The organism is Bacillus sp. X1(2014), from assembly GCF_007678255.1.
This window is the reverse complement of the sequence record NZ_VEED01000013.1, coordinates 112,504-137,648: the sequence shown is the minus strand read 5'-3', so window position 1 is coordinate 137,648 and position 25,145 is coordinate 112,504. Positions and strand designations below refer to the sequence as shown.

Here is a 25,145-nt window from a genome sequence, read left to right as displayed (position 1 = left end):
AACCGCCCATGCCCATACCTGGGAAACCGCCCATGCCCATACCTGGGAAACCGCCCATGCCCATACCTGGGGAACCGCCCATGCCCATACCTGGGAAACCGCCCATGCCCATACCTGGGAAACCGCCCATGCCCATACCTGGGGAACCGCCCATGCCCATACCTGGGGAACCGCCCATGCCCATACCTGGGGAACCGCCCATGCCTGGGAAACCACCCATTATACGTTGAGAATCTAATGTCATGTTTTCACCCTCTTTCTTTTACATACTATGCTTAAAGAATATAGGTGAGCTTATTTTACCTTAAAATTAGGCAGACTATCTGCCGATACAAGGGACGACTGCATTTGAAGAAGTAGTACTTCCTTTTCTGCAGTTTCTAATAATTCCAAGGTCAGTTCTTCCTACGAAGAAGAGAGTAACTCATTCAATTGGCTATGGCTAATCATCCCTTTAGCCGTCGTAGTGATTGTAGGAACTTTCTTTCGGAAAACTAAAAGATAAAAGAACGCCGAATTTAGCGTTCTTTTTTACTTCTAATTTGAAAAATCGTCTTGTGATATGTGTAGGATAGTATAAATTACTCCACATATTTCTTTTAAGTTGCTTAAATCGTTTAAAAAGTAAAATACATCGTACTCCCATTTATCAGGATTATAGATTACGAGATATTCCGAGTTATCAATCGTCGGAATATCCTCTCCAATTTTATCTTTTAAGTTGTTTAGACTTTCTTGTGGTGGTATTTTTCTTGTGATTTGAAAAAGATAGTTATTTTCATTGATTTTTGATGTAGTTGTATCAATAAGTGGAATTCCCACATTTACTCGCTGCCATCCAAAAGAATTTAGGATATTGTCATAAAATCCATTAAATAAAAACTTATTTAGCCCGTCGTTCCCCTTCCAAAGATATAATGGACAGTAGCTATTTTGTAAATTGTTATTGAGCCCTTTTTCCGTTACCAGATATAGCTTAAATTTTAGATCATCAAAACCGTCTGTTTTATGGCCATTATTTCTTACTCTCTCTTTAATGATGTTCATATCATAATCACTTGGTAATGTAATCTTGTATTGGGTTGCTATCATCAATTTCCTCTCCTTTATAAACAAATATAGAAAGTTAGATATAGCCTATGAAATATGAGTATCCTTATAAAGCTAGGGGGTTTACGTTGTTTATTGATACTAGATGAATATTAGATCACCCCTAAGAGGAACATCCGCTGGAACAACTTGAGCAGCTTGATCCTCCGTCATGGCCGCCTCCATGCCCCCCGTCTCCGTGACCAGAACCATCTGAGGCAGTCCCGCAAAAAATAGCTGTGGAGCACCCGCTCGTGTATTTCACAGCTTGGGCATATGTATACAAGCTAGCATACTTATAATATTCTTCAAAATAAAAATAAGAGAAAAACACCATTACAAGTGAAAGGTTAGTCATTTCACCATAGGACCGCTGCTTCGTAAATCGACCTTTCTCATCTACTTGATAGATTTTTTCAGCATCACTTACTTGCTGTTTCATGTTACTGACAAGATATTCGATCGTATCTTTATTATCTTCGTTAACTTTAAAGTATTTGTTTATCAGCCATTCAATACTTTCTTCCCTGAATTCGCTTAATACCCTTTTATCTATTGGATACTTGAAAAAATTACCCCAAGTTTTCCAGCTAAATTCAGTTATGGTAAACAACTGAGAAAACACCCAATCAAAAAAAGCTCTTTCCTGTGGTGCAGGCGTTGGACTTGTGTTTGGTGTGTGATGGAGCATTTTCCCTGCAAATTGCTCCGAAAAGATTTGATATTTTTGTGTAAACAGTAACATTGTATGCCAGATTTCATCGACTTCTTCACTAAACATAGGCGTTTGCTTTAACATATTTGAAAGCAAAAAATAACGCTTTAATTCAAAGAATCGCCATTCAAATTCATCTTCCGTTCGCTTCAGATGCTCTTGAAGAAAACGATACTTCACTTGTTCAACATAATCTGAATTCAAAGCGGAATCCATTTTTCTAAGCATTGGTGTCACTGGAGCATGGGAAAGCACCCCCAAATTCTCTGGAATATTTTCTTTCGCTAATTTAGGTCGGTTCTTTACCGCAAGTACCGAGACGCCTGAAACCACTCCTGCCAACAAAAGTGCAACAGCTACAATTCCTCCAACCATTTAATCACCAACTTTCCCCCATACGCAGGTAATTTCGTGTTAAAATTTGTAAAAGTTTCATTACTTTTTAAAAAGTGGCACTACTCATTTCACGAAGTTTTACCACTGATTACATTATATATTATTTAAGCATTTAATTAGGAAAAATATGTTAATATTATCTTATTATCTGAAACACTTAAAGTAAGCCGGTCAATATTTTGAGACGGCGTTTTTTGGAGGAGCTTAAATGAAAAAAGCGACAGTAAGTGTACTATCCATCCTTGTGTTAAGCTTTTTACTTGGTAATGTCTATGCTGATGCAAAAACACGAACGGGTGGAACTAGAGGGGCAAGTACTGGCTACTCTAAACCATCTTCGTCTACACCGAGGACTTCGTCGCCTAAACCGAGCTCCAGTAGCACAACGAACACTACGACGAAATCTTCATCTTATTCTTCCCTTACGACAAAATATCCAAAATCTACACGTTATTTTTCTGGTGGCGTGTTATCAAAGACGCTTGTTTTTGGAACAATTTTGTTAATGTTAAACGATACAGACGATGATGAACCTACCTATACAGATGAAGAAGGCAACGTTTATACGCTTGATGAATTAGAAGAGATGGATGTACAAATACCAGAAGATGAGCTAGTTGAAGATGATTTATATACTGAGACTGTAAGTTTTGATGAAGATCAAGCAGCAACTGAAACAGTGGTGCCAGAAGAAATAGAAACCGCTTCTTCTTACGATAATTATGAAACTGAAACATACTACGAAGAAGAAAGTAACTTATTCAATTGGCTCTGGCTAATCCTCCCTCTTTCCGTCGTAGTGATTGTAGGAGCTTTTTTTCGGAAAACTAAAAGATAAAAGAACGCCGAACTTGGCGTTCTTTTATCCTTCTATCTTAGGGTCTTCTTTATACTAAAGAGGACCCAGCAGGCTATCCATCACTTCCCCATAAAACTCTTGTATCTTTCTATCCATTATAAAAAGTGATACCAGTAAACGGCATCACTATCGAATGTAAGAAAGAACTTACTTTAGAGGCAGTTCTTGAGGAATAAATGGTGGAGGATTAAAGTACACTGACACTCACCCATCCATAAATGGAGGGGGTTCCATCTTTAAACAACCGTGGCTCTTCCAAATTCTATATTTACTATAAAAGATGGACTTCACTTTGGTCTAAAAGGCTTCGACAGTCGAAATCGTTCTAATGCAAGTAATCAAAACAAGATTATTTACATGGGCTCGGATTCCCTTGCCACTCACAACTTATTGACTGTTTCGGGGTATGTCTGCACCGAGAGATTTAACCTATTAATCTCTTAGGAATTTATATACCAAATGTTGAGATGAATTTTCTTTCTAATCTCATGTTTTTCAAATTCAAGATGCACTCATTTAAAACAATAGAAAGTTGAGGCCACTCTTTTTCAGCCTTTTGAATATCTACTTGATTTGATTTTGATACATATCTAGCTAAAAATGCACTGTATAAATCACGTTGTGCCAGAACCCCGCATTCACAACTATGCCAGCGGCCTTGAGTCTTTTTTTCTTAATAGCACCACAATGGCAGGTTTGAGATAACTTTGTAGAGTAGGTTGGAAACTCTCGGAATCTTCCACCTTGCGAATCCACTTTTCGTTTTAACATTTTCAAAAACATACTGGGTGCTTTTCTACCGATACTTTTTCCGAACATTTTTTGAAAAGCTTTAAAGGAGAGTTTCTCTGTTTGAATGGAGGAGGCTAGTTGTAGGATTTGATTGGTATCTCGACCATGGAGCTGTTTTCTTACTTCTTTAATTTTACGTTCCAATTCTCTGTGTACGGAACGTGTTTTTATGTATCTTTTGGAGTTGATCCACATCTTTCTCCCTTTTTTCATCACACCATTTCTTTGATAATGATTGGGGTTATTGGCTCGTCGTTGCCGATCCATTTTCCGATTGATTCGTCTTTTTTCCTTATCGATTCCTACCACTTCTTCACAAAATTCCTTTAATTCAGCAATCGATTCCCCTACGATTGCAATGGTCGATGGACCAATATCTAGTCCAACCTCTTCCTTACCTAATTCATATTTACGATAGGGGGATCCTTCAAGAATTAACTGAACATTAAAACGATTTTTCCCCTTCAATTCTTTTTTAATGAGTCGACAATACTTTATTCTATGCATTAAGGCATGGCATCCATTGATCATTGGGGTCGATTAGGCATTTTAACGAAAGTGTTTTCCCGATAAAAACATACCCATTCGAGTAAGTTAGAAAGGTTTTGTTGTTTTTGCCTTCTAAGGAAACAAACTCTCCTTTTCGTTTAAATCTTACCTTTTTCGCTTTCTTAAAAGCGAATTGTTGCACGGCCTTAAAGGCTCTAGTCGAGAGTTTTTGACAGACGTGCGTCCCTAAATGTTCCGCAATAAACTTCGATGCATTCTTTGTTTTTGTCCCGAAGGATTGGATCGAATAATCTGTAAAACTAAACGTCGCATTAAGATATTTAAAATTAGCTCTACGCTTTTCTATATCTGTTTCCAAAGTTTTAGATAATCGGACTGTCTCCTTATATAATTTGGTGTTTTGAATAGCCTTAATCCGCTTTAAACCTTCTCCTAAACAAGCATTATAAAGCTGTCTTCCACAATCAGATAACATCAAAATCAACTTTTCTTCCTGTGCATTCGTTCTTAATCGAATCGTTGCGATAAAAGAAGGCGTTTTTCCGGTGGAAACTACCATGGTTTTACACTCCTTTTTGATTTTCTATGTACTGCTTTACAACATCTAGCGTTGTTCCGCCAACAGTAGAAACAAAATAGCTATTAGTCCATAAAGAAGGAATTACTTTTTAACCATGGGAATTCGTTACGTAAGTATCGAGAACTTCTTCCTTTCATCATTCTTATGAGCTTATTAACTCCAAATTGCGGATCGCATTCAACAAGTAAATGAACATGATCTGGCATAATTTCCATTTCGATTACTTCAGATCGCGTTTCTTCTGCCACATCTAAAAGAATAGATTTAAGTCTTTCATCTACTCCATCCACCAATACATTCCTTCTATATTTAGGACACCAAACCACATGGTATTTACAAGAATAAACTACATTATTATTACTTTTATACTGAATTAGACTTTTCATATCAAATTATTCTATCTAACGCCAATAAAAAGGAACGTTTGTTCTAAAAATAGATAAATAAAAAACAACCTTACCCCATACATTAATGCAGGGGCTTGCGGTTGTTTCTTTTGGTCACATCTTTTAACAGAAACAAACTGCACCAACAATGATCAATAAAATAAACAATACTACTATGAGTATAAATTCACTGCACCCACCTGCAGGAAAACAACCTGCATAACAAGGTGCTGCATAGGAGTAAGACAATGGAGGTTGGGGAAGAACATTTGCGGGAGCAGTAATCGGTAAAGCATTAGTCATCGGTATGGCATTAGTCATTATTACACTTCCTTTCGAATGTATGAGGGGCTAATATAACATTACCCTATATATTACACTCAGAGAGGAGATTGGAGCCCGTCTATATTATAAATGGGCATGACTTAGTGCCAATCTGTGCAGGTACATATCTTTAATGAATTATCAATTGGGTAGACTCAGACAAAATTAAAAATTGCCGAGAAAGATAACCTTTCTCGACAACCTGGGTTTACTTAAAGAGTAATCTTAACCGCGATACACACTATCACATGTTCCAGGTTTGGGTTCATAAAAACAATGTTCTTTAAATTGACCAGATTGAGGTTGGCCGTACCATGTTGGAGGGCATGGAGCATGTGGATTAAAATACCAAAGCGCATATTTCCCTGGGTGGTCTCTCCAATAATCCAAATTTTGTTTTGCTAATCTTCTTTCAGAAGTTCTTGATCTCTGATAAAATACATTCCCTTTTTGAACTGCTTCAAAGGAATAATTTCCACCTTGCACTTGAAAAATAACTTGCGGAACTGTCCTAAGTCCTTTAAAGTCTAAACAATTTGCTACAAGACGATTCACAATTACATTTCCAACATATAACATTCCTTGTGTTCCTTCACCTTCGGCTTCTGCTCTCATCATCCTTGCCATTACGTCAACGTCTGAACTTCGATAATTTGCCCTTGGCATATTTCCACCCCCAAATATAGTATGAAAAATAGCCTACTTTCATGTCATTGTAGCCGAATACTTCAATATTAATTTAAGGTCCATACATATTGTTATTTTCCGGTGGGTATTCCTCTAACTTCTCAGCAAATCTACTATCATCAGAGGGAGCAGCTCCAGATTTTTTGTCAAAATAAACAGCTATTGCACCCAAAATAACGACTGGTGTAAAAATATATAACCAAATCATGATCATACCTCCTTATTTCACAAACGTATTAATAATATTATATTACAAATTTAACTTTTTTTTACAAATATTCATAAAATTAAACTGCGTCAATAGCACCACAAAAGGTCACTAAAGTTAATTAATCAAATTTTTAATGGTAATACTAAGATTTATATCGTAAAAGTAAAATATAGTAAGGAATGGTAACGATGCCACGAAAAGCTTCACTAAATATGAATAATGAGGTGCCTGACACCGAAGAGAATGATGTATCGAAAAATGACCACAAAAATGAAGAGGAAGTTGAGAAACTTACTTACATGTTAGGAGCTGTAATGAATTATTTGTCCGACGATGAATTAGAAGAGCTTGATGTCGAATACCTTTTAGACGAAACAGAAGGTCTGCGGGAATGGTGGGATCGATATCGAGAAAGCAACAAAAAACAGATTGAGGAAGAAATTAAAAAATCTCTGGGTGAACTGTCATTAAAAGAACTCGAAGAAATCCGTGAAAAGATCAAAGAAAAGCAGAATTAAATATTTATCAAATATATTTCCGACTAAAAACCGTTTTATATACGGTTTTTTTAAATTGCCAATCAAATTTTTGGAATATCTTTTTTATTTTAAATTAGATTAAATATAGTTAGAATAGATTTTATATGACTTGAGTAAAGAAGGAGAATAAATTGACTGTAGAAAAAAATAAGTACCAAGACCAATCATTATTTAGCATCACGTGGCCTCTTTTTATCGAAATATCGCTTCATATGGGTATGGGAATTGTTGCTACGTTAATATTAAGTGGATATTCAGACAATGCAGTGGCAGGAGTTGGAGTCGCCAATCAGATTATTAATATATTTATTTTAGTCTTTAATGTCACAGCCATCGGTGCGACCATCCTGATCGGTCAAAATTTGGGAGCAGACCGATTAGACCGGGCACGACGCCTTGCAAGGTCTGCCTTCGGGGTGAACTTCTGGATTGGCGTTGCGATGACCATCGTTGTGGTTGCATTTGGCGGTGTGTTTTTAAAATTTTACGGACTGAGCGGGGAAGTTTACGATTTTGCTTACACCTTCCTATCTATCATTGGACTGTCGCTTTTCCTAGAAGCTATTGCGTTAGCATTAAGTGCTGTTTTGCGCAGCTATGGACACACAAAAGAAACCATGGTCGTTACGGTCATCATGAATGTGATTAGTATGGTCGGTTCCTTTATTGCCATTAAAGGGTGGTTCGGCCTTCCTGTAACAGGTGTTGCAGGAGTTGCCTATGCTATGGTTGCTGCTCGGATTTTTATCATTGCTGCACTTTTTTACTTTGTTTATAAACAACTAGCTTTAAAGTTTCATATGAAAGATTTGTTCAAAATTAATAAAACGGATGTTAAGGGGCTTCTATCGATTGGGATCCCATCTGCTGGAGAAAATCTCTCTTATCAATTTTCACAAGTGGTGATTACAAGCTTTGTAGCACTTACCGGGGATGCGGCGTTAGCAGCACGGGTGTATATTTTAAATATATCCATGGTTTGCTTCCTATTTACATTTGCAATTGGCCAAGGGACACAATTGTTGATTGCCCGTTATATCGGAGCCAAACAATATGATCGAGCCCTGAAAAGGGGCCTTAAGACTTTAAAAATTGCCGTGATTGTTTCGGCGGCTGTTTCACTTGCAGTTGCTTTAATTGGCAAGCCAATATTAACTATATTTACAACCGATGCTGACATAATCGCTATCGCTCTCCCAGTATTGTGGGCAATTGTATTCATTGAACCGGGCCGGGCCATGAATATCGTTCTCATGGGTTCTTTAAAATCAGTCGGTGATGTCCGCTTCCCTGTGGTCATCGGTATAATCTCTATGTGGGGAATTGCCGTCGTCTTAAGTTACTTTTTCGGAATTACACTTGGTTTAGGACTATTAGGAATTTGGCTTGCCCAGGGATTGGATGAATGTATCCGAGGAGTTTTTGCCCTAAAGCGCTGGGTATCCAAACCTTGGTTAAAGAAGAAAGTGGTTGAACAAAACCTATCATCAAGTATAACTTAAAATAATTAGATACTCTCCCTAACAAGGCTGCCAAAATGGCAGCCTTTTCCATTTGTACTATTTGGACAGAAAGTGGATGGTGTATTTTTAGTTGAATTGGACGGTTAACAATTCATCCGGATGAGATATTATTGACCTATTAATTCTTTAACGGAGATGATGAAAATGACCTGGGCTGTGGTTTCGATAATTTTCGTAAGTACAATTAAAATATTAATGACCTGCCTTCCAACTGGGCCAGTGGAATGGCTTATAAGGAAATTTGAAATTCATTCAAAACTTAATGAAACAGACGTCACCATAACTATTGATGGAAAAAACTTAGTAGGTGAAGACAAACTTCAAGTGATTCATTACTTTAACGAAGCTACCTATCTGAAGCAGCATTATATCTATCCAGGGACCGAAGAATTATTTTTACATCCCGAAAATAGCAATACTCCATTGGTTATTGATACGAAAAGTGGTAAAAAAGATGTTCGTTTATTTGTTTTCAGTTACAATGATCGGATTGATGTAGTCAAACAGTACAAGAAGAAGGTCATTGCTTATAGTCTATCTTCCGAACCTCTTCAAAAAAGCACTTTGGAAGTACAATACTAATTTTACTCTTTTATGAAAATGAACACGGGAGCCTGGTCCTGTGTTCATTTTCATTTCTATCACTTTTTTAATAGTTCCGTTATTCTGGTTAAATCCTTTCGGCGATAGACGCTTAAGACAATTCCAATTAAAATAGCATTTAAAAGTGTTGGCATTAATCCATAGCTGATAAATGGCAAGGACATCGAAATTAATGGGAAAATACCTAGTGTCATTCCGATATTAGTAGCTAGCTGGACGGTATAAAGAGAAACGGCACCGATTAGCAGAAGTTTACCGTACGGATCTTTTATCCTGCTTGTGATACCTATCATTCTGGCGATAAATAGACCAAGGATCACGACTAACGCAAGGGCTAAAATCCAGCCGTAATAATAGGTAAAGCTAACAAAGACTAAATTGGTGTGGGCTTCGGGAATGAATTCCTTGTTCATGGGGTGACCAAACCAGCCTGCTTTTGACAGAAATTCTTTTACATGTAAGATCATAAATCCTGGTCCATCAGAATATTCTTCCGGGTTTAAGTAAGCCAACAATCGATCTTTCTGATATACACCTAAAAAATTCCATGAAATAAGGCTTACGAACAAAGAAAAACTTACAGATACTCCCCAAATTGATAGAACAATTTTCCTACTAAACCGGCTCCACCAAAGCATCGAAAAGACCATGATGGTGTAAATGTAGGTAGTAGAAATACTTGGTACCGTAAGTAGTAAAAAGAATGGCAGGAGGAACAATAGACTAAACTGCCAGACCTTCAGCCTCTCAAGATTAAATAAGGAAGCCCAGGCAAGGAAGAAGAATGGCACCGACATGATACTTTCAATCGTTAATGGTCCAACCCTAAGAAGTGAAAGTCCATTAATTGTGGTGTTTGAAAATAGTCTTATCACTAGAAGAATAAATACCCCAATGGAATAAAATAACCAACCTTGCTTTTTCAACTTCCGATAATCCATCAGCATGATCCCTAAAACGGATGCACTCCCGATTAAAGTAATAATGACTTTAGACGCTAACAAATATTCTCCTATAGGGATTGAAAACATTGGTAAAAATCCAAGCCCGAAAATGGTCACTAAAAGAACCACCAGGATCCAATCTACTTTGGGACGATGGAGTTTATTGAACTGCTGCCCTAATTGAATTGGGCTTCCCATTTGCTCGACTGCTTTTTCCTCCGCCTCTGTTTCTTTCAGCCCCTTCTTTATCCAGACGTTTTTCGCTTCCTTCACGTGATAATTCAATTCATCGGTAACATATTGCTTTGCTTCCTTCGATTTGATTTGAGCGATGACTTCATTTAAAAAGACTTGTTTTTTATTCACTTATGCCTCACCTCTCAAATAATTCTTTCCATACTACTTGGCTATTGGTTTGTATTTTATCAGCTTTTCGCAGCATTTTTCGTCCTCTATGCGTTAGGTGATAATACTTGGCTCCCGCTTCAGTCCAGTTTGATTGGATACATCCGGACTGTTCTAATCGATGTAAAAAAGTGTATAAAAATCCTTCATTGTCTTCAAACTTTTTAATACCTCTTCCCCGCAACTGCTTCGTTAATTCAAAACCCGTTTTTTCATGAACAAGCAGCTGCATAACCGCTAGCAGAATGTCTTCATCATTTTCGGCTGGTTGATTAATTTTTCCAAGGATATTTCTACGATGCTTCTCCGTAAAGTTCAATTGAGAAAACATCCGTTGATCCATGGCCTTTTTTAAGTTCTTTAAACGATCCTCCATTATATATCCTCCAATCGTTCTTTCAGAAGTTCTTTTGCTCGTCTGAGCCTGGTTTTAACGGTGTTAGCGCCCACGTCTGTTACTACGGCAATTTCTTTAATGGGCAACTCCTCGTAATAAAAGAGATAGATGACTTCCCGATATTTAATAGGAAGGAGCATGATCGCAGCAATCAATTGATCATCCTCTTGTCTTTGAATGACCGCTTGTTCGATCATTTCTTTTTTCGTCGTGTTATTTAAGGGTTCATCCTCTGTTATGACGACATTGTTGTTGTACCAGCTTTTCAGAAAATCCTTGCAATGATTGATGGCAATCCTCCACAACCAAGTTCGTAGCTTCGATTTGCCGCTATATGTATGAAGTCCTTTATAACACTTAACAAATATATCCTGCGTTAAGTCTTCTGCGATGGCGCGATTATTTACATATGAAAAAACCAGCTGGAGGACTTCCTGTCCATACCTGGTCATAATTTCATCAATAAGTAATTCTTTATCTTCTGTTTCTAATACTCCCAATGTTAGTTCTTCCACGTCTATTCCTCCTTCCTTAAATAATAGACGATGCACTCATGGATAAAGTTTTTAAAATAATAGTTTTTGGAAAGGAAAAAGTAACCTAAAAAAAAAAACGCCAATCGGCGTTTTTTCTACTTCTATAAACTGATTTCTGCTTCCTAAGAATTAACTAAATGCAAGCTCTTTTTCACTTAGTCCAAGTGTCCGCTCTGTTGAAGTATGAATTTCATGCAGCAGCTCAGGGTTTTCCATCAGTGATTTCCCATACGAAGGGATCATTTCTTTGATTTTCGCTTCCCACTCTTTGATATGTTCAGGGAAGCATTTTTTGATTACCTCAAGCATTACATGAACGGCAGTGGAGGCGCCAGGAGAAGCACCTAGTAACGCTGCGATTGAGCCATCAGCGGCAGTAATCACTTCCGTACCAAATTGCAGTGTTCCTTTTCCGCCTGCTTCCGTATCTTTGATAACTTGTACACGTTGGCCCGCTACTACTATATCCCAATCCTCAGTTTTAGCATTCGGGATAAACTCTCGTAACTCTTCCATACGTTGTTCTTTCGTTAACATCACTTGTTGAATCAGGTATTTTGTTAGTGACATCTCTTTTGCACCTGCAGACAACATAGTCAAAACATTATTCGGTTTGACAGAAGTGATTAAATCCATATTTGAACCGGTTTTTAAGAACTTTGGTGTGAAACCGGCAAATGGTCCAAAAAGCAGTGATTTTTTATTATCGATAAATCTTGTGTCAAGATGCGGAACAGACATTGGCGGAGCACCAACTTTAGCTTTGCCGTATACTTTTGCATGATGCTGTTCTACAACTTCTGGATTGTTACATACCATGAATAGCCCGCTTACTGGGAATCCTCCGACATGTTTTCCTTCAGGAATACCCGATTTTTGCAGTAAATGCAGGCTTCCTCCGCCGCCTCCGATAAAGACAAATTTTGCCGTATGGCGTTTGACTGTACCACTAAATTGATTCTGCACTTTCAATTCCCATAGGCCGTCGTTAGTACGTTTGATACCGTTTACACTATGATTATAATTTATCTGGACATTTTTAGTCTCTAAGTGTTCAAACAACATGCGTGTTAATGCACCAAAGTTGACATCTGTTCCTGAGTCAATTTTTGTTGCCGCTATCGGTTCATTCAATGTACGGCCTTCCATGATCAGTGGAATCCATTCGATCAGTTTTTCATGATCATCAGAGAATTCCATTCCCTGGAATAAAGGATTTTTTGACAGCGCTTCAAATCGTTTCTTTAAAAAGGCTAGATTTTCTTCCCCTTGTACTAAGCTCATATGCGGCAAGCGTTTGATAAAGTCCTGTGGATTATCGATCAGCTTGCTTTTTACTAAATAAGACCAAAATTGCATAGAAACCTGAAACTGTTCATTAATTTTTATCGCTTTACTAATATCTAAAGATCCATCTGGTTTTTCAACTGTGTAGTTTAGTTCACAAAGTGCAGCATGCCCTGTTCCCGCATTGTTCCATTCGTTAGAGCTTTCCTCACCTGCGTTTTCGAGTTTCTCATACACAGTAATTTCCCATTCTGGTACTAATTCTTTCAAGAGTGTCCCAATAGTCGCACTCATGATTCCGGCACCAATTAAAATGACGTCTGTTTTTGTTTCTCCGTAGTTCATTTTAACCCACCTTATCCCCTGAAATTTGGCAGAAAAGATGCAGGTGTTACACCAAGGTAATGCGCGACCTAATCACACACCTTTTCTGTCTCAAAAGTATTTCTATTTCATAATATAAAAAAATATTTAATATTAATATTTCTACTATTATTATATGACAATTTTAAATTATTTAAAAGGTATTGAGAAGTGAGAAGTCTTTCCACAAGGTTTTTTATTGAAATTTCTTCCTAAGTGGGACCACGAGGATTCAAAATATAGAAGAAAAAACCCGATTTCCTTAGTAGGAAGATCGGGTTTTTCTTCATTTGTAAAATAGTATCCAAGCTTTTTATAATTACAGAAATTTCCTTAGGCTTGTACTTTTAATAAAGGTTGCTTTTCCTCTTGCAACTCAGGGGGTAATTCAATACGTTCAACTTTGTTAACGATGAAGATGTAAGATAATGCTCCGATTAACAATACTGCCCCAATAAAGAATAAGGCGGCACTAAAGGAATGTGTTGTACTCAAAATATATCCAACTACGATCGGAATCACGATGCCGGCCAAGTTGCCTGATGTATTAAAGATTCCACCGTTGAGTCCAATGAGTTCCTTTGGGGACATATCACCAATAAGCGCCCAGGTTCCTCCAGCCATCCCTTTGGCGAAAAAAGAAACCGACATGATTAGCATGATGAGCGCTGCAGATGATGTATAGTTCGCCAAAACAACCACACTCGAAAAAAGGAATCCGATGATAATCGGGGTTTTACGTGCTGCACCAAGGGACTTCCCGTGCTTTAACAAGTAATCCGATAAATATCCGCCAACAATTCCTCCTAAAAAGGCCCCTAAATATGGGATGGAGGCCATAAATCCAACCTTGAGCATGGACATATGTTTTTCTTGAACAAGGTAGGTAGGGAACCAGGTTAAGAAGAACCAAAGAATAGTATTGAGGCAAAATTGCGCAATATAGATTCCGATCATTTGTCGGTTGGTCAACAGCAGTTTTACATGTGCCCATCTGATTTTGATCGGTTTATCCCCTGCATTTGCCAAACCGCCGCCTTCAAGGATATAGTCAATTTCGGCCTGGTTTGCTTTTGGGTGTTTTTTCGGCTCATGGATATGCTTAAACCAAAACACCGACACTACAATCCCAGCCAGCCCTGCAACATAAAAAACCACATGCCAGCTGTAACTCTGTAAAAGCCAGGCCATTACCGGTGTAAACAACGCAATTCCAAAAAACTGAGCAGAATTATACACGGATACTGCCCTGCCTCGTTCATTCTGAGGAAACCACATGGCAGTCAATCTGCTATTGCCAGGAAATGATGGAGCTTCTGCAACCCCTACAACAAATCTTAGAATGAATAACATGAGGAATCCACTAACCCATCCTTGAAAAAAAGTAAATAATGACCAGACAAACAACCCAACTCCATACACAACACGGGCCCCAAATCGATCCAATAACCACCCGCCTGGGATTTGTAGAAAGGCATAGGCCCAGTTGAATGCAGAGAAGGCAATTCCCAATGACACCGCATCCAATCGCAGATCTTTGTTCATTACAGGGGCAGCTACACTTAGCGCCGATCGGTCAATATAGTTAACTGCGGTCGTGATAAATAATATAGCCAAAGTCAAATAGCGTACATTGGTTTTTTTAGTAATCGCTTTCAATTCTTGCATATTAACACTCACAAAATTCCCCCCTAAAAAAATATCAATTCCAACCTATTGCGAACGCCATTATTTTCAAAAATCAATATTCAGTCATTAATTAATATTTTGATAATTCATCAGATTGATCTATTAGAAACTCTCTCCTACTATCACCCTAGCAGTTTCACGGGATAGTTTCTATACGAAAAATATGGTTACCTGACATTCGTTAACCTCCTTCTTTTTCATGTTCGATTCATTATTTCAGGTGAAAACCCTTACAGCAATTATTACTTAACGTATACATTGGTGTCAATATTTTATTTTTAATTCCATTTACCTATATATCAACAGACACAAAAAGTACACAATTAAAAAACAATAAATTAAAGGGTTCTTAAGTCAATAATGTCAAACTACCAATCTTATTTTTTAAAAACCCATTGACATTAATGTATACATTAATTAATAATTAACACATAAAGTCAGTCACACAATCACTTAACTAACTGGGTTACGAACTAACCATAAAAAGGAGAGTTATTATGAACACTATAATGGAAAAAGTACAACAAAAAGAAAAGATGACGAATCTGATGTCAAAGTTTATATCCCTTGTCAGCTACAAACTTCCAGATGATGTGGAAAATAAGCTGAAAGAGCTGAGCGAAGGGGAAGACAATCCTCTTGCAAAAATCATCTATAAAACTATGTTTGATAACCAGAAGCTTGCCTTTGAGTTAAAGAGGCCTTCATGTCAGGACACAGGCGTACTTCAGTTTTTTGTAAAGTGTGGAGAGAACTTCCCTTTGATTGGCCAATTAGAAAGTATTCTAAGAAATAGTGTCTTTCAGTCAACCAAAGAAACACCTTTGCGTCACAACTCGGTAGAGACATTCGATGAATATAATACAGGAAAGAATATCGGGAACGGTTCACCAAGTATCTTCTGGGAGATTGAAGAAGACAGTGACAAAGTGGAGATCTACACTTATATGGCAGGAGGCGGATGTACCCTTCCTGGAGTGGCAACGGTTCTAATGCCCGGCGAAGGCTATGAAGGCGTAGTAAAGTTTGTTCTTGATCGCATGACAAGTTATGGACTTAATGCCTGCCCTCCACTTCTTGTAGGTGTTGGCGTCGGTACTTCTGTTGAAACAGCAGCATTAAATTCAAAATTAGCCCTTATGAGACCTGTTGGAAGTCAAAATGAAAATGAAAACGCTGCAAAGATGGAAAGACTTCTTGAGGATGGAATTAATGCGATTGGCCTTGGACCTCAAGGACTTAAGGGTTCTAAATCTGTCATGGGTGTAAACGTTGTCAATACAGCAAGACATCCTTCTACTATTGGAGTGGCAGTTAATACCGGATGCTGGTCCCATAGAAGAGGAAAGATCACATTTGATAGTAATTTGAACTATGAAATTAGTACTCACGAGGGGGTAACACTATGAGTAAGAAAGTATTAACAACACCTATAAAAGATGAAGATCTTAAAGATATCCGAATTGGAGACATTATCTACCTAACCGGTACAATTGTTACTTGCAGGGATGTTGCCCATAGAAGGCTTATTGAAGAAAAAATTCCATTACCTGTAGACCTTAGGGGTAAAGCTATTTTCCATGCTGGTCCGATTGTTAGAGACCTCGGAAATGAACAATACGAGATTGTCTCTATTGGCCCCACAACCAGTATGAGAATGGAAAAGTTTGAAAAGGAATTTATCGAAGAAACAGGTGTGAAACTCATTGTTGGAAAAGGTGGAATGGGGAAGAACACTGAAGAAGGATGCAAGACTCATAAAGCACTGCACCTCGTTTTTCCAGCCGGAAATGCCGTTTTTGCGGCAACAAAGGTTGATGAAATTAAAGAAGTACACTGGAAAGACCTCGGAATGCCCGAATCTCTTTGGGTCTGTGAAGTGAATGAGTTCGGTCCTCTGATTGTTTCCATTGATGCAGAAGGAAATAACGTCTTTGAGGAAAATAAGGTGGAGTTCAATAAAAAGAAGGACGAACAAATTGAGTTAATCAGCCAACAGGTAAGATTCATCAAATAAATTTTTCTATAACATGAAATCTTTTCGATATTTTATCTAGATGGAGTTGGTGTGGTATGGTAATGCAGGTACTACAAAAAACGCAAACGATAGTCCGCTATCAGAATGATAGCGATGAAGTATTTTACGGAATTGTTGAGGATGATGAAATTTCACAATTGTCTAGTACTTTCACGGAAATTCTAAACAATGAACTAAAATTTGACGGTGTAAGAGTTAAATATAGTGATGTGAAAATTCTAGAGCCTGTAGCCCCCTCAAAGATGGTTAATTTCGGCTGGACCTATGCTGCACATGCAAAAGAAACTGGAGGTAAGGCCAATCTCAAAGAACCGTTTTTGTTTTTAAAGCCGGCATCTTCCTTGATTCCAGATCAAGGGGAAATCATTCTTCCTTCAAGTGATTTAACCAAGCAGGTTGAATTGGAAGGAGAAGTGGCACTTGTTATTGGGAAGCGTGGGAAAAATATAAAAGAAGAAGAAGCATTGGATTATGTTTTTGGCTGTACGATATTTAATGATGTAACAGCTAGAGATCTAACAAAGACAGATCCCCAGTTTACACGCGGCAAGGGGTTTGACACTTTTGGTCCTTTAGGTCCGTGTATCGTGACGGGGATAGATCCAACTAATTTGCAAATAGTTACAACCTTAAACGGAAAAGTCGTACAGGATGGTAATACGAATCAGATGTCATTTTCCATTCCTTACCTTATCAGTTGGATATCACAAGTTATGACACTGGAGCCAGGTGATGTATTGGCTACTGGTTCTCCTTCTGGCAGTTGTCCGATGAAGTCAGGTGATGTTGTTTCTGTTGAAGTAGAAAATATCGGAAAACTATGTAATTATGTCATATAGCATTTTCTAATCCAGGGCTGCAGCAGATTTCTTCTAAATCACTGCAGCCTTTTTTTCATTAATTAAGGCATCGACCGGATAATTTGTAATATTTCATTGCGGGCCCTAAACCGATGGGATTGTAACATAGATCGTGCAGCATCCGGTTCTGCTGCCCTCATAACAGCAACAATGGCCTTGTGGTCCATTATGGAACGTGTTGGTTTTGGCCGAAGCTTTATCGTAAATAATCTAGCACGATATAATTGATCAGATTGACTATCCATCACTCCCCTTAGACGGGGATTTCGGGCTATATCCACAATGAGTTGATGAAATTGTTCATCAAGGTCAGTCCACGCAATCAGATTTTCCTTTTCTAGTGCTTTTTCCTGCTCCTCTATCAAATGATCAAGTTTGTCCAATTCCTCACTTGTCGCACGCTTGGCAGCCAGGCTGCCAGCAATTCCATCAAGTGCTTCTACCACTTCATAAATATGTTGGAGATCGTCCGCTACAATCGGTGCCACAATAAACCCACGACGCGGTATGAGCTTAACCCATCCCTCCATCTCTAAACGCACAAGAGCTTCACGTACTGGAGTTCTACTCATACCCAAAATATCAGCCATCTCCCTCTCTAATATGGTTTGTCCTGGAGGGAGCTGCAATTGTCGTATGGCATGCCGGGTTGCAAGATAGGCACGTTGCGGCAAGCGTGATTCCCCATTATTATCTAAACGATATAAAAATGAATGAATGTTTTGAGAAAGAGCAGAATGGTCTAATACCTTCAAATTAACATCACCCATTGCAAGTTCATCTGGCGTATTCATAGTAAAAACACACTTCCCAAGATTTGATTAAAAGATAACATTCCAAAGAAATCATACCAGAAAAACGATCATCAATAAATCTCCGCGCTTGACAAATCCATTCTGCAAACCATTTCAATTCGGAGTAAAAAAGACTGGAGCACCATCAACATTCTTTAGCCATATATGCTCTTTACCATTTAAACCATCCTTCACCCAGACATCACCTTTAGATCCATTTCCCTTCTTTCGAACCCAAGTAAGATAGGAACCCACAACTTGAGGAAGTTCATCCAGTTCATTCTTCTTCGGAAATGAGATTTGTTTTTGTTTCTCTGTTTTAATATTGATCGCATAAAGTGTTGTAAACATGGTTGGAACAGGTCCTTCCTTCCACTCCTTGTTCTCCTTTGCACGAGCGACAATCACTTTATCTGGTGAGAACCATTCCAAGTCTAGATCTACAAAACCTTTTGGTGTGTATTCCTTTTGTTGTTGCTTTGAGGTCGGCATTTCGGCAATGGTGGTTTTCTTGTTTTCAACAAAAAATCTTCCTTCTCCTGAAATATAGGCTAATTGATTGGCAGATGGAGCCCACTTGAACCAATCTCTGAATCCTAACATTTTACCTACGGCTTGAAAGTTTTCTCCTTTAGAGGTTAAAACACATAAAGTATTGCTATCCATCGACCAAGACGCGGTTGGAGTTGCTAAAAAGCTAACCCACTTCCCGTCTGAGCTCCACTTAAAATAATCAGCATCAATCGCAAATAAGTCAGGTTCTTTTGTTTGAATGGTATAAAAATGCTTCATTTTTTCTTTCGCGAGATTGGCATCTACGGGAATCCGATAAAGTGGGATGGGTCCCCAACCAGTAGGACGCAATTTGGATTGTGAGGCAACGATAAATTCCTTCCCATTCGGAAACCACTCAAAACCACTAACCCCTAATGAAACATTTTCAAACCCCTGCGGGCGGCCATTCTTTGTTTTTGTCACGTTTAATAAACCTTGGTCATTGTAAGCCAGCTGATTTTTGTTCGGCGACCATTTAAAGTCAGAGGTTACCACTCTTACGTAAGGCTGGTAGCTTCCCTTTTCCTTCGTATCATAAATAAATAGATTAGATTTTTCACCTTTTTCATCGCCATCAATATAACCAATAAACCTGCCATCATATGACCATTTCTGAGAATACACATATCGATTTTTAGTGATTTGTAATTCTTGATCTCCCTTTTTGATCCATAGCTGATGGTCACGGATAAATGCAGCAATGAGCGGAGTTTCTGCACTGACAACTGTCGATATATTTAAACTGATTAATATTAGAAAAAATAAAATTCGAAATCCCAAGAGCATCCCTCCTACTTATAAGGTGCCCTGATATGAACTGGGGATTCTCATTAACTAATGCTTTCCTTCCAGCTAGTTACCCCGCGGGATCAGAGGGTCCGCACTTATCGGTTGGGGGATCAGGTTAAGTACCCGAGCTGAAAATAAACGGAAAAATTCCGCCTAATTCATAATTATTATTAAAAAAGGCTTGAATAGACGGAGAGATTCCGCCTATTGACTCGAAAAATTCGAAAATGGGAGATTTTTCTTTGCATAAGCGGAAAATCTCCGCTTATTTACCGCGAAATGCCCTCCATTCTGCATTTAACCGGAAAATCTCCGCTTATTTTACTTTTGCTATTTTGTTTCGAAGTAACTGATTATCGAATGATTAGCAACAGACTTGGGAATAATTTATTTAAATTATTTGAAGGTGGGATCCTTTTGATTTTAACAAATCCGATAAGCTCATCAGAGGTAGGAACCCTTTGGCTTACATACCAAGAAAAAACTCTTATTATGAGAGTTTTAGAATATTTTATGAAAAAAGCGGATGATGAGGAAGCCAGGAATATCTTAGGGGGCTTATGGCAGGAGTTAAATTATTATGTTATAGAAATTGAGAAAATATTTAGCCATCAAGGGGTCGTTATCCCTATTGGTTTTAGAAAAGAAGATGTGAATTTAGAAGCGCCCAAATTATTTGACAATGGATTTGACGTGATGTTTATACGAGTATTAAAAGAGGTAAGCATGGGTATGTACACCATTAACATGAATATGGCATATAACGATGATGTGATACAGGTATATGAAGGACTTACCACTGTTACCCACAAAATTTATAAGTTAGCCACCCTATATTTACTGGAAAAAGGAATCTTAACCCTTCCACCAAAAGTGACGATGCCAAAAACAACAGAGTTTATTAAAAGTAAAGATTATATGCACGGTTTTCACCCATTTAATTCGAAACGGGCATTAAACGACATTGAACTTGGTATTCTTCATCATGGAATAGAGACTAATAATATTGGAATGCAGCTTATTACAGGATTTGCTCAATGCGCACAAAACAAAGAAGTTAGAAAATATTTTGAAAAAGGGAAAGAGCTTGCAAAGAAACAAATCAAAATATTCCAAGAAATTCTTTTGGAAAATGATATACAAGTCTCCGCCCATTCTGGGGGTACGGTAACTACTTCCACTATTGCCCCATTTTCAGACAAACTAATGATGCATTGTATCACCTTTCTAAATGGATTTTGCATCGTTGGAAATAGCTTTGGTACATTTTTCACATTAAGAAATGATATTTCCTTAAAATTAGCCCTCTTAGCCAAAGATATCTATTTTTATGGTCAAGAAGGGATTGAAATTATGATCAAGCATAAATGGTTTGAGGAACCTCCTCAAACAGAAGACAGAAATCAAATCATTAATAATTCATGAAGTAAAAATATATTGTGCCAAATCAGTAAAGAGCGATGCAAATTTATGCATCGCCCCTTTCTCTTTTATATTACTTTTTTCCTTGAAATTAAAAATCCAAATCCAATAACAAAAACAGTAATTGCCGTAGGAATTAATAAATGTAAATCATGAGTGAGAAAAGGTTCAAATTTTGGTTCCCCGAGAATCATTTCACCTGCTGTCCAAGATAAGATTCCTGCCCCAGCATAAGATATAAACGGGTACTTCTCCATTGCTTTTAGTATTAACTGGCTTCCAAAAACAACAATCGGAATACTAACAATCACACCGATCACAATACCGGCCAAATTTCCTTCAACAGCCCCAGCAATAGCTAGTACATTATCAAGGGACATGACTGCATCGGCAATGATGATTGTTTTGACAGCTGAAAATAAACTTGCCCCTCCTTCTTTCAGATGTTCCTCCTCACCACCAATTAATAGTTTAATGGCAATGTACACTAGGAGAAGACCGCCTATAAAAGTTACGAAAGGTACGCCTAGCAGATAAACTATGACTACTGCAAATAGTAATCGTAAAATAATCGCTCCAAATGTTCCCCAAAAGATTGCTTTCTTTTGCTGCTTCTTTGGGACATTACGCGATGCCATTGCGATTACAACTGCGTTATCTCCACTTAATACAATATTGATTAATATAACCTTAAAGAGTACCGCAAATGACAAACCAAACATCTCCAAACTATTCACCTCTGGACAAGTTTAACTTTGTCATTATATTCATTTGATATAAAAAACAGAACTTCACAGAGTAAATAAGAGGAAAATTTTAAAAGAAACTAAAAAGAAGCAAAATATCTGCTTCTAACAATAGAGTATTTAGTTATAAGCCAGAAAAGCTCACCATGCTTCTTAAACTAAGACCCCTTAATTCATTAACGCCTTTATGTCGTTACAAGTATAGTTTATCCCTTATCTAATTTAGAATAGGTCTCAATCCTTGTAACCGCATAAGCGACATAGTAAAGAGTAAAGAAAATAATAAAATCATATAGAGTGGACCAATTTTTAGCGTCATAAAAGTCGATTGCATCAAAGAAATTCATTCCTCCAAAGGCAGCAATTGCAGCGAATATGACTCCTTTTAACAAGCTATTCATTTTTGGCTTTATTTGTAGAGCGAGCATGACCCCAACTGGTGCTAAAGAGAAGTGATAAGGTAAAAAAAGAAAGGGGGCTAGAGGAATAATCACCATTGGGTAAGACCACAACCCTAGAGATAAGGCAGCAAGATCTATTGTAAGTGATAATATGATGGTCATTAAGCCTGCTAAAAGAAGGCGTCCTGTACTATCTTTTTTCCTAAATATAATCCAAACAATCCATGGTACAATAAATAGGGCCAGTCCAAACCACCATTGCCATGTTGAGAGAAAATCTTCTTTCACTATTTTAGCAAATAAAGAACTTACCTCAGTGAACTGGTTATAAGCTTTTTCTGATCGGGCGAGTCCTTCCTCAAATGCCATTTTTATAACATCTCCTTAAAACATAGTTTTAAAAAAATATACCCCTCACAAATGAGGGGAGGATATCTTATTTATCTTGTGCAAGTTCTTTCCTATTGGGAGCAAGTGGCGGCTGTTCTAACCACTTGTTTTTCACCATAATATCGAACCATTTTTTTGTCATTGCTAATGTTTTTAGAATTGTTTTTTCATAAACGACAGCTAGGTCGGTTCGCATAGCTCCTGCTAGACCTGTCCCGTAATATACTTGTGCAGTTTGAGCCAAGAAACCCATATGATACAACATTAATTTATCTGAAAAAGGAGAGTCTTTGGAGGTTGTAACCTCTGATTCCCACGACATTGGAACTGGCAAATTATCCTTGTGCAAAATTTTTGTAAGGGCTTGTATGTTTTCATCTGCCTTTTTTTCTAATTCCTCAAAGAACTTTCTTATTTCTTTCGATTCAGTGACTTGACTGAATCCAATGGAAAGAGTTTTTGCCATAATGCTCTTTTTAATGTTAAGAGAAATACTGATTATTTCTGTAGCAGATAAAAGTCTCCCTTTTCCGAAGAATCCATCAGTAAAATCATTGGTAGAAATAAATTCAGGTCCCTCGTTAGGATAAAAATAGGGATCTCTTTGGAATTTTCCTTTTTTAAGCAATAACTCAATGGTTAAATCGTACATACTTTTTGCATCATTATCACATGAACTGTAAAATTCCCGTAGGTCCTTTCTGACAGAAACACATAAAGCAGTTGTATGGCCCAACAAACCATGTAAAGTCATAATATGTAAATAATTCAAGCAGAATGTGTCAGAAAACAATCTCTCTGCACCTTTATTAAGGTCGGACTCAGTAAATCCAATGGGTACTGGAAAGCCCTCTTTCTCAATGAAGGAAACAAGCTGCTTCTTTTGCCTTTCCCATATCTCAATGGCTATTTCGAAAACTTTTTTTATTGATTCGTCTTCCAAAATAGAAATCATATACTTATTTACTATCTCGGCCATAGTTCCGTTTACATACTCCCCCCATAGTGTTCCTATTTCGGAAGATGTAAGTTTTAAATTATCAATTTTCATTTGTTCTCACCTCTTCCGTATTTTTTACTGACATAGAAATAGTTATGCATGAGGGTAAAGGTTTAACTACGGAAGCGGCAACGGAAATAGTAAAGTTCGGCAAAAAGGGTAATTATCAAAAAAAGCTGCCCCCAAATACTGTGAGACAGCTTCCCATTTTATCTTAAATTAATTTTTAAATCGCCCACTTGAAGGACACAGTTTTGGCGGTCTTTGACTGGAGCGAAGTAAAGAACGTATTGATCACGCGGTCCGTCTGCTTCCGCCTTGCTGAAGATTGGGTCGGCCATTTGGCCGGCCGAACTCAAGAATACACCCGACTTTTTGTAATCGACCGTATACCCTTTTTCTTTATCAATTTTTCTGGCATTTAAGAGTTGCAGCTGGAGTTTGCTGAACACATCGTAGTCGACACCGTTTTCGAAATGCGGTTTAATGTCCGTGCCAGTAACGACCACTCTTGTTTCAAGTGGCGAAAATTCCACTTGCTTTACATGATAGGTTTCATTTTTAAATGTAAATTCTTTACTCACTTCAAAGGTTTCGCGACCACCAACCGCTTCTTTCGAGAGCTTGAAATCAAGAGGCCAAACGGTTTCCACTCGGCTTGCCCCATTTTTTCCATCAAAGGTCAAGTCTTTCAATTTTAAATGGACTTCATCCCCTTGGAACGTGCTGATGGATTCGAACGAGAGCGCTTCTGCTACTTTGTTCGCCTTCTTATCGTAATAACGGCTGCCCCAGCCAATATTTTTCAATTTCTTTACCTTATTGTCTAACACTATGTTCATGGAAGTATAGCCTTCAAACATATCAAGGTAATAGTTTTTCAAATTAGTTTTCTTGCTTTCATAGGTAACCAAAAGCTTGGCTTCCTTGTCATCCATCAGGATACTATTAAAATGAACGGTAATATCGTGATCTTTATCATAGTAGGTTTTGTTGATTTCTTGGCCCATTCCATTTGTAAGGGCGGATTTTAATCCACTATCATCGATATGCTCGCTAGAGAAAATTTTATCGTAAACGTTTTGGATCGCCGCTCTTACTGGTGAAAAAGTCAGGGAAGATGCCGCGATCAAACAGGCTGCAGCTGTAAGTAATATCCTTCTTGGAAAAGATTTTTTCTCTCTTATGGTCATAGGATTGTCTCCTAACTGGTCGATTTTTTTATTCAACTCTTCCCATCCATCCGGGACCTGCTTTTCCAACGCAGTGTCTAAATGCTTTATGATTTTTCCATTTTCCATCCAAAAATCCCCTC

General features: G+C 37.9%; 27 protein-coding genes and 1 pseudogene. 8 read left to right on the top strand and 20 right to left on the bottom strand.

Annotated features, from left to right (window positions below; translation table 11 throughout):
• The 3 genes from FS608_RS31390 to FS608_RS21130 all read right to left on the bottom strand — a co-directional run.
• Positions 1–244, bottom strand: a 244-nt coding sequence (locus tag FS608_RS31390) for a hypothetical protein (RefSeq protein ID WP_260871758.1), incomplete at its 3' end; no start/stop codon positions are given.
• A gap of 293 nt (positions 245–537) precedes the next feature.
• Positions 538–1,092, bottom strand: coding sequence for a DUF4865 family protein (locus FS608_RS21135; RefSeq protein WP_144554561.1), 555 nt, complete (start codon positions 1,090–1,092; stop codon positions 538–540).
• 121 nt (positions 1,093–1,213) lie between these two features.
• Positions 1,214–2,179 (bottom strand): glycine-rich domain-containing protein, encoded by a 966-nt coding sequence (locus FS608_RS21130; RefSeq protein ID WP_144554560.1) that lies wholly within the window; start codon positions 2,177–2,179, stop codon positions 1,214–1,216.
• A gap of 229 nt (positions 2,180–2,408) precedes the next feature.
• Between FS608_RS21130 and FS608_RS21125 the strand changes: the two genes are divergently transcribed.
• The gene (locus FS608_RS21125) at positions 2,409–3,038 is read left to right on the top strand and encodes a hypothetical protein (protein ID WP_144554559.1); all 630 of its coding nucleotides are present in this window, start codon (positions 2,409–2,411) and stop codon (positions 3,036–3,038) included.
• 615 nt (positions 3,039–3,653) lie between these two features.
• On the opposite strand, the gene FS608_RS21120 is transcribed toward FS608_RS21125, so the two are convergent.
• From FS608_RS21120 to FS608_RS30455, 6 genes and pseudogenes are all read right to left on the bottom strand, one after another.
• Complete coding sequence (locus tag FS608_RS21120) at positions 3,654–4,358, bottom strand: hypothetical protein (protein ID WP_144554558.1); 705 nt, start codon at positions 4,356–4,358, stop codon at positions 3,654–3,656.
• Positions 4,351–4,920 (bottom strand): hypothetical protein, encoded by a 570-nt coding sequence (locus FS608_RS21115; RefSeq protein WP_144554557.1) that lies wholly within the window; start codon positions 4,918–4,920, stop codon positions 4,351–4,353. Before FS608_RS21115 ends, FS608_RS21120 begins: the two co-directional genes overlap by 8 nt.
• A gap of 4 nt (positions 4,921–4,924) precedes the next feature.
• Positions 4,925–5,327, bottom strand: a pseudogene (gene tnpA / locus FS608_RS21110) (IS200/IS605 family transposase).
• 123 nt (positions 5,328–5,450) lie between these two features.
• Complete coding sequence (locus tag FS608_RS30885) at positions 5,451–5,576, bottom strand: YjcZ family sporulation protein (RefSeq protein ID WP_260871764.1); 126 nt, start codon at positions 5,574–5,576, stop codon at positions 5,451–5,453.
• A gap of 300 nt (positions 5,577–5,876) precedes the next feature.
• A complete protein-coding gene (locus FS608_RS21100; RefSeq protein WP_144554556.1) occupies positions 5,877–6,317 on the bottom strand; it encodes a cell wall hydrolase in 441 nt (146 codons plus the stop codon).
• 73 nt (positions 6,318–6,390) lie between these two features.
• Complete coding sequence (locus FS608_RS30455; protein ID WP_186328835.1) at positions 6,391–6,546, bottom strand: hypothetical protein; 156 nt, start codon at positions 6,544–6,546, stop codon at positions 6,391–6,393.
• Between the two features lie 191 nt (positions 6,547–6,737).
• Between FS608_RS30455 and FS608_RS21095 the strand changes: the two genes are divergently transcribed.
• The 3 genes from FS608_RS21095 (at position 6,738) to FS608_RS21085 (ending at position 9,193) form a co-directional block, all read left to right on the top strand.
• Positions 6,738–7,067 carry a hypothetical protein gene (locus tag FS608_RS21095; protein WP_144554555.1) on the top strand — a complete coding sequence of 110 codons (330 nt, stop codon included), beginning with the start codon at positions 6,738–6,740 and terminating at the stop codon, positions 7,065–7,067.
• 152 nt (positions 7,068–7,219) lie between these two features.
• Positions 7,220–8,590, top strand: a complete 1,371-nt coding sequence (locus tag FS608_RS21090) for an MATE family efflux transporter (protein WP_144554554.1) — start codon at positions 7,220–7,222, stop codon at positions 8,588–8,590.
• 165 nt (positions 8,591–8,755) lie between these two features.
• Positions 8,756–9,193 (top strand): YfmQ family protein, encoded by a 438-nt coding sequence (locus FS608_RS21085; RefSeq protein ID WP_144554553.1) that lies wholly within the window; start codon positions 8,756–8,758, stop codon positions 9,191–9,193.
• A gap of 59 nt (positions 9,194–9,252) precedes the next feature.
• Here the strand turns inward: FS608_RS21085 and FS608_RS21080 are convergent, their stop codons facing one another.
• The 5 genes from FS608_RS21080 to FS608_RS21060 form a co-directional block, all read right to left on the bottom strand.
• On the bottom strand, positions 9,253–10,524 hold the full coding sequence (locus FS608_RS21080; RefSeq protein ID WP_144554552.1) for an FtsW/RodA/SpoVE family cell cycle protein: 1,272 nt from the start codon (positions 10,522–10,524) through the stop codon (positions 9,253–9,255).
• Positions 10,525–10,531: 7 nt separating this feature from the next.
• Positions 10,532–10,939 (bottom strand): PadR family transcriptional regulator, encoded by a 408-nt coding sequence (locus FS608_RS21075; protein ID WP_144554551.1) that lies wholly within the window; start codon positions 10,937–10,939, stop codon positions 10,532–10,534.
• The gene (locus tag FS608_RS21070; RefSeq protein WP_144554550.1) at positions 10,939–11,475 is read right to left on the bottom strand and encodes a sigma-70 family RNA polymerase sigma factor; all 537 of its coding nucleotides are present in this window, start codon (positions 11,473–11,475) and stop codon (positions 10,939–10,941) included. Before FS608_RS21070 ends, FS608_RS21075 begins: the two co-directional genes overlap by 1 nt.
• Before the next feature lie 150 nt (positions 11,476–11,625).
• Positions 11,626–13,128: a malate:quinone oxidoreductase gene (locus tag FS608_RS21065; RefSeq protein ID WP_144554549.1), complete on the bottom strand. Its 1,503-nt coding sequence runs from the start codon at positions 13,126–13,128 to the stop codon at positions 11,626–11,628.
• A 351-nt stretch (positions 13,129–13,479) separates the two neighbouring features.
• Complete coding sequence (locus tag FS608_RS21060) at positions 13,480–14,814, bottom strand: MFS transporter (protein WP_144554579.1); 1,335 nt, start codon at positions 14,812–14,814, stop codon at positions 13,480–13,482.
• A 518-nt stretch (positions 14,815–15,332) separates the two neighbouring features.
• Here FS608_RS21060 and ttdA point away from each other — a divergent pair.
• The 3 genes from ttdA to FS608_RS21045 all read left to right on the top strand — a co-directional run bounded on the left by ttdA (position 15,333) and on the right by FS608_RS21045 (position 17,712).
• A complete protein-coding gene (gene ttdA / locus FS608_RS21055; protein WP_260871757.1) occupies positions 15,333–16,244 on the top strand; it encodes a L(+)-tartrate dehydratase subunit alpha in 912 nt (303 codons plus the stop codon).
• Positions 16,241–16,852 carry a L(+)-tartrate dehydratase subunit beta gene (ttdB, locus tag FS608_RS21050; protein WP_144554548.1) on the top strand — a complete coding sequence of 204 codons (612 nt, stop codon included), beginning with the start codon at positions 16,241–16,243 and terminating at the stop codon, positions 16,850–16,852. The genes ttdA and ttdB overlap by 4 nt, the downstream gene beginning before the upstream one ends.
• A 62-nt stretch (positions 16,853–16,914) precedes the next feature.
• Entirely contained in the window at positions 16,915–17,712 is a 798-nt protein-coding gene (locus FS608_RS21045) for a fumarylacetoacetate hydrolase family protein (protein ID WP_144554547.1), read from the top strand.
• Positions 17,713–17,774: 62 nt separating this feature from the next.
• On the opposite strand, the gene FS608_RS21040 is transcribed toward FS608_RS21045, so the two are convergent.
• Together FS608_RS21040 and FS608_RS21035 are read right to left on the bottom strand one after the other, a co-directional pair.
• Positions 17,775–18,527, bottom strand: coding sequence for a GntR family transcriptional regulator (locus FS608_RS21040; RefSeq protein WP_260871756.1), 753 nt, complete (start codon positions 18,525–18,527; stop codon positions 17,775–17,777).
• Positions 18,528–18,641: 114 nt separating this feature from the next.
• On the bottom strand, positions 18,642–19,862 hold the full coding sequence (locus FS608_RS21035) for an eIF2A family protein (protein WP_144554546.1): 1,221 nt from the start codon (positions 19,860–19,862) through the stop codon (positions 18,642–18,644).
• A 426-nt stretch (positions 19,863–20,288) separates the two neighbouring features.
• On the opposite strand from FS608_RS21035, the gene FS608_RS21030 reads away from it, so the two are divergent.
• The gene (locus tag FS608_RS21030; RefSeq protein WP_260871755.1) at positions 20,289–21,296 is read left to right on the top strand and encodes a DUF3231 family protein; all 1,008 of its coding nucleotides are present in this window, start codon (positions 20,289–20,291) and stop codon (positions 21,294–21,296) included.
• 65 nt (positions 21,297–21,361) lie between these two features.
• On the opposite strand, the gene FS608_RS21025 is transcribed toward FS608_RS21030, so the two are convergent.
• From FS608_RS21025 to FS608_RS21010, 4 genes are all read right to left on the bottom strand, one after another.
• Positions 21,362–22,015: a TerC family protein gene (locus FS608_RS21025; RefSeq protein ID WP_144554545.1), complete on the bottom strand. Its 654-nt coding sequence runs from the start codon at positions 22,013–22,015 to the stop codon at positions 21,362–21,364.
• A 230-nt stretch (positions 22,016–22,245) separates the two neighbouring features.
• A complete protein-coding gene (locus FS608_RS21020) occupies positions 22,246–22,809 on the bottom strand; it encodes a CBO0543 family protein (protein WP_144554544.1) in 564 nt (187 codons plus the stop codon).
• 67 nt (positions 22,810–22,876) lie between these two features.
• Positions 22,877–23,881 (bottom strand): DUF3231 family protein, encoded by a 1,005-nt coding sequence (locus tag FS608_RS21015; RefSeq protein ID WP_144554543.1) that lies wholly within the window; start codon positions 23,879–23,881, stop codon positions 22,877–22,879.
• 158 nt (positions 23,882–24,039) lie between these two features.
• On the bottom strand, positions 24,040–25,131 hold the full coding sequence (locus FS608_RS21010; protein ID WP_144554542.1) for a DUF4179 domain-containing protein: 1,092 nt from the start codon (positions 25,129–25,131) through the stop codon (positions 24,040–24,042).
• Positions 25,132–25,145 lie beyond the last annotated feature (14 nt).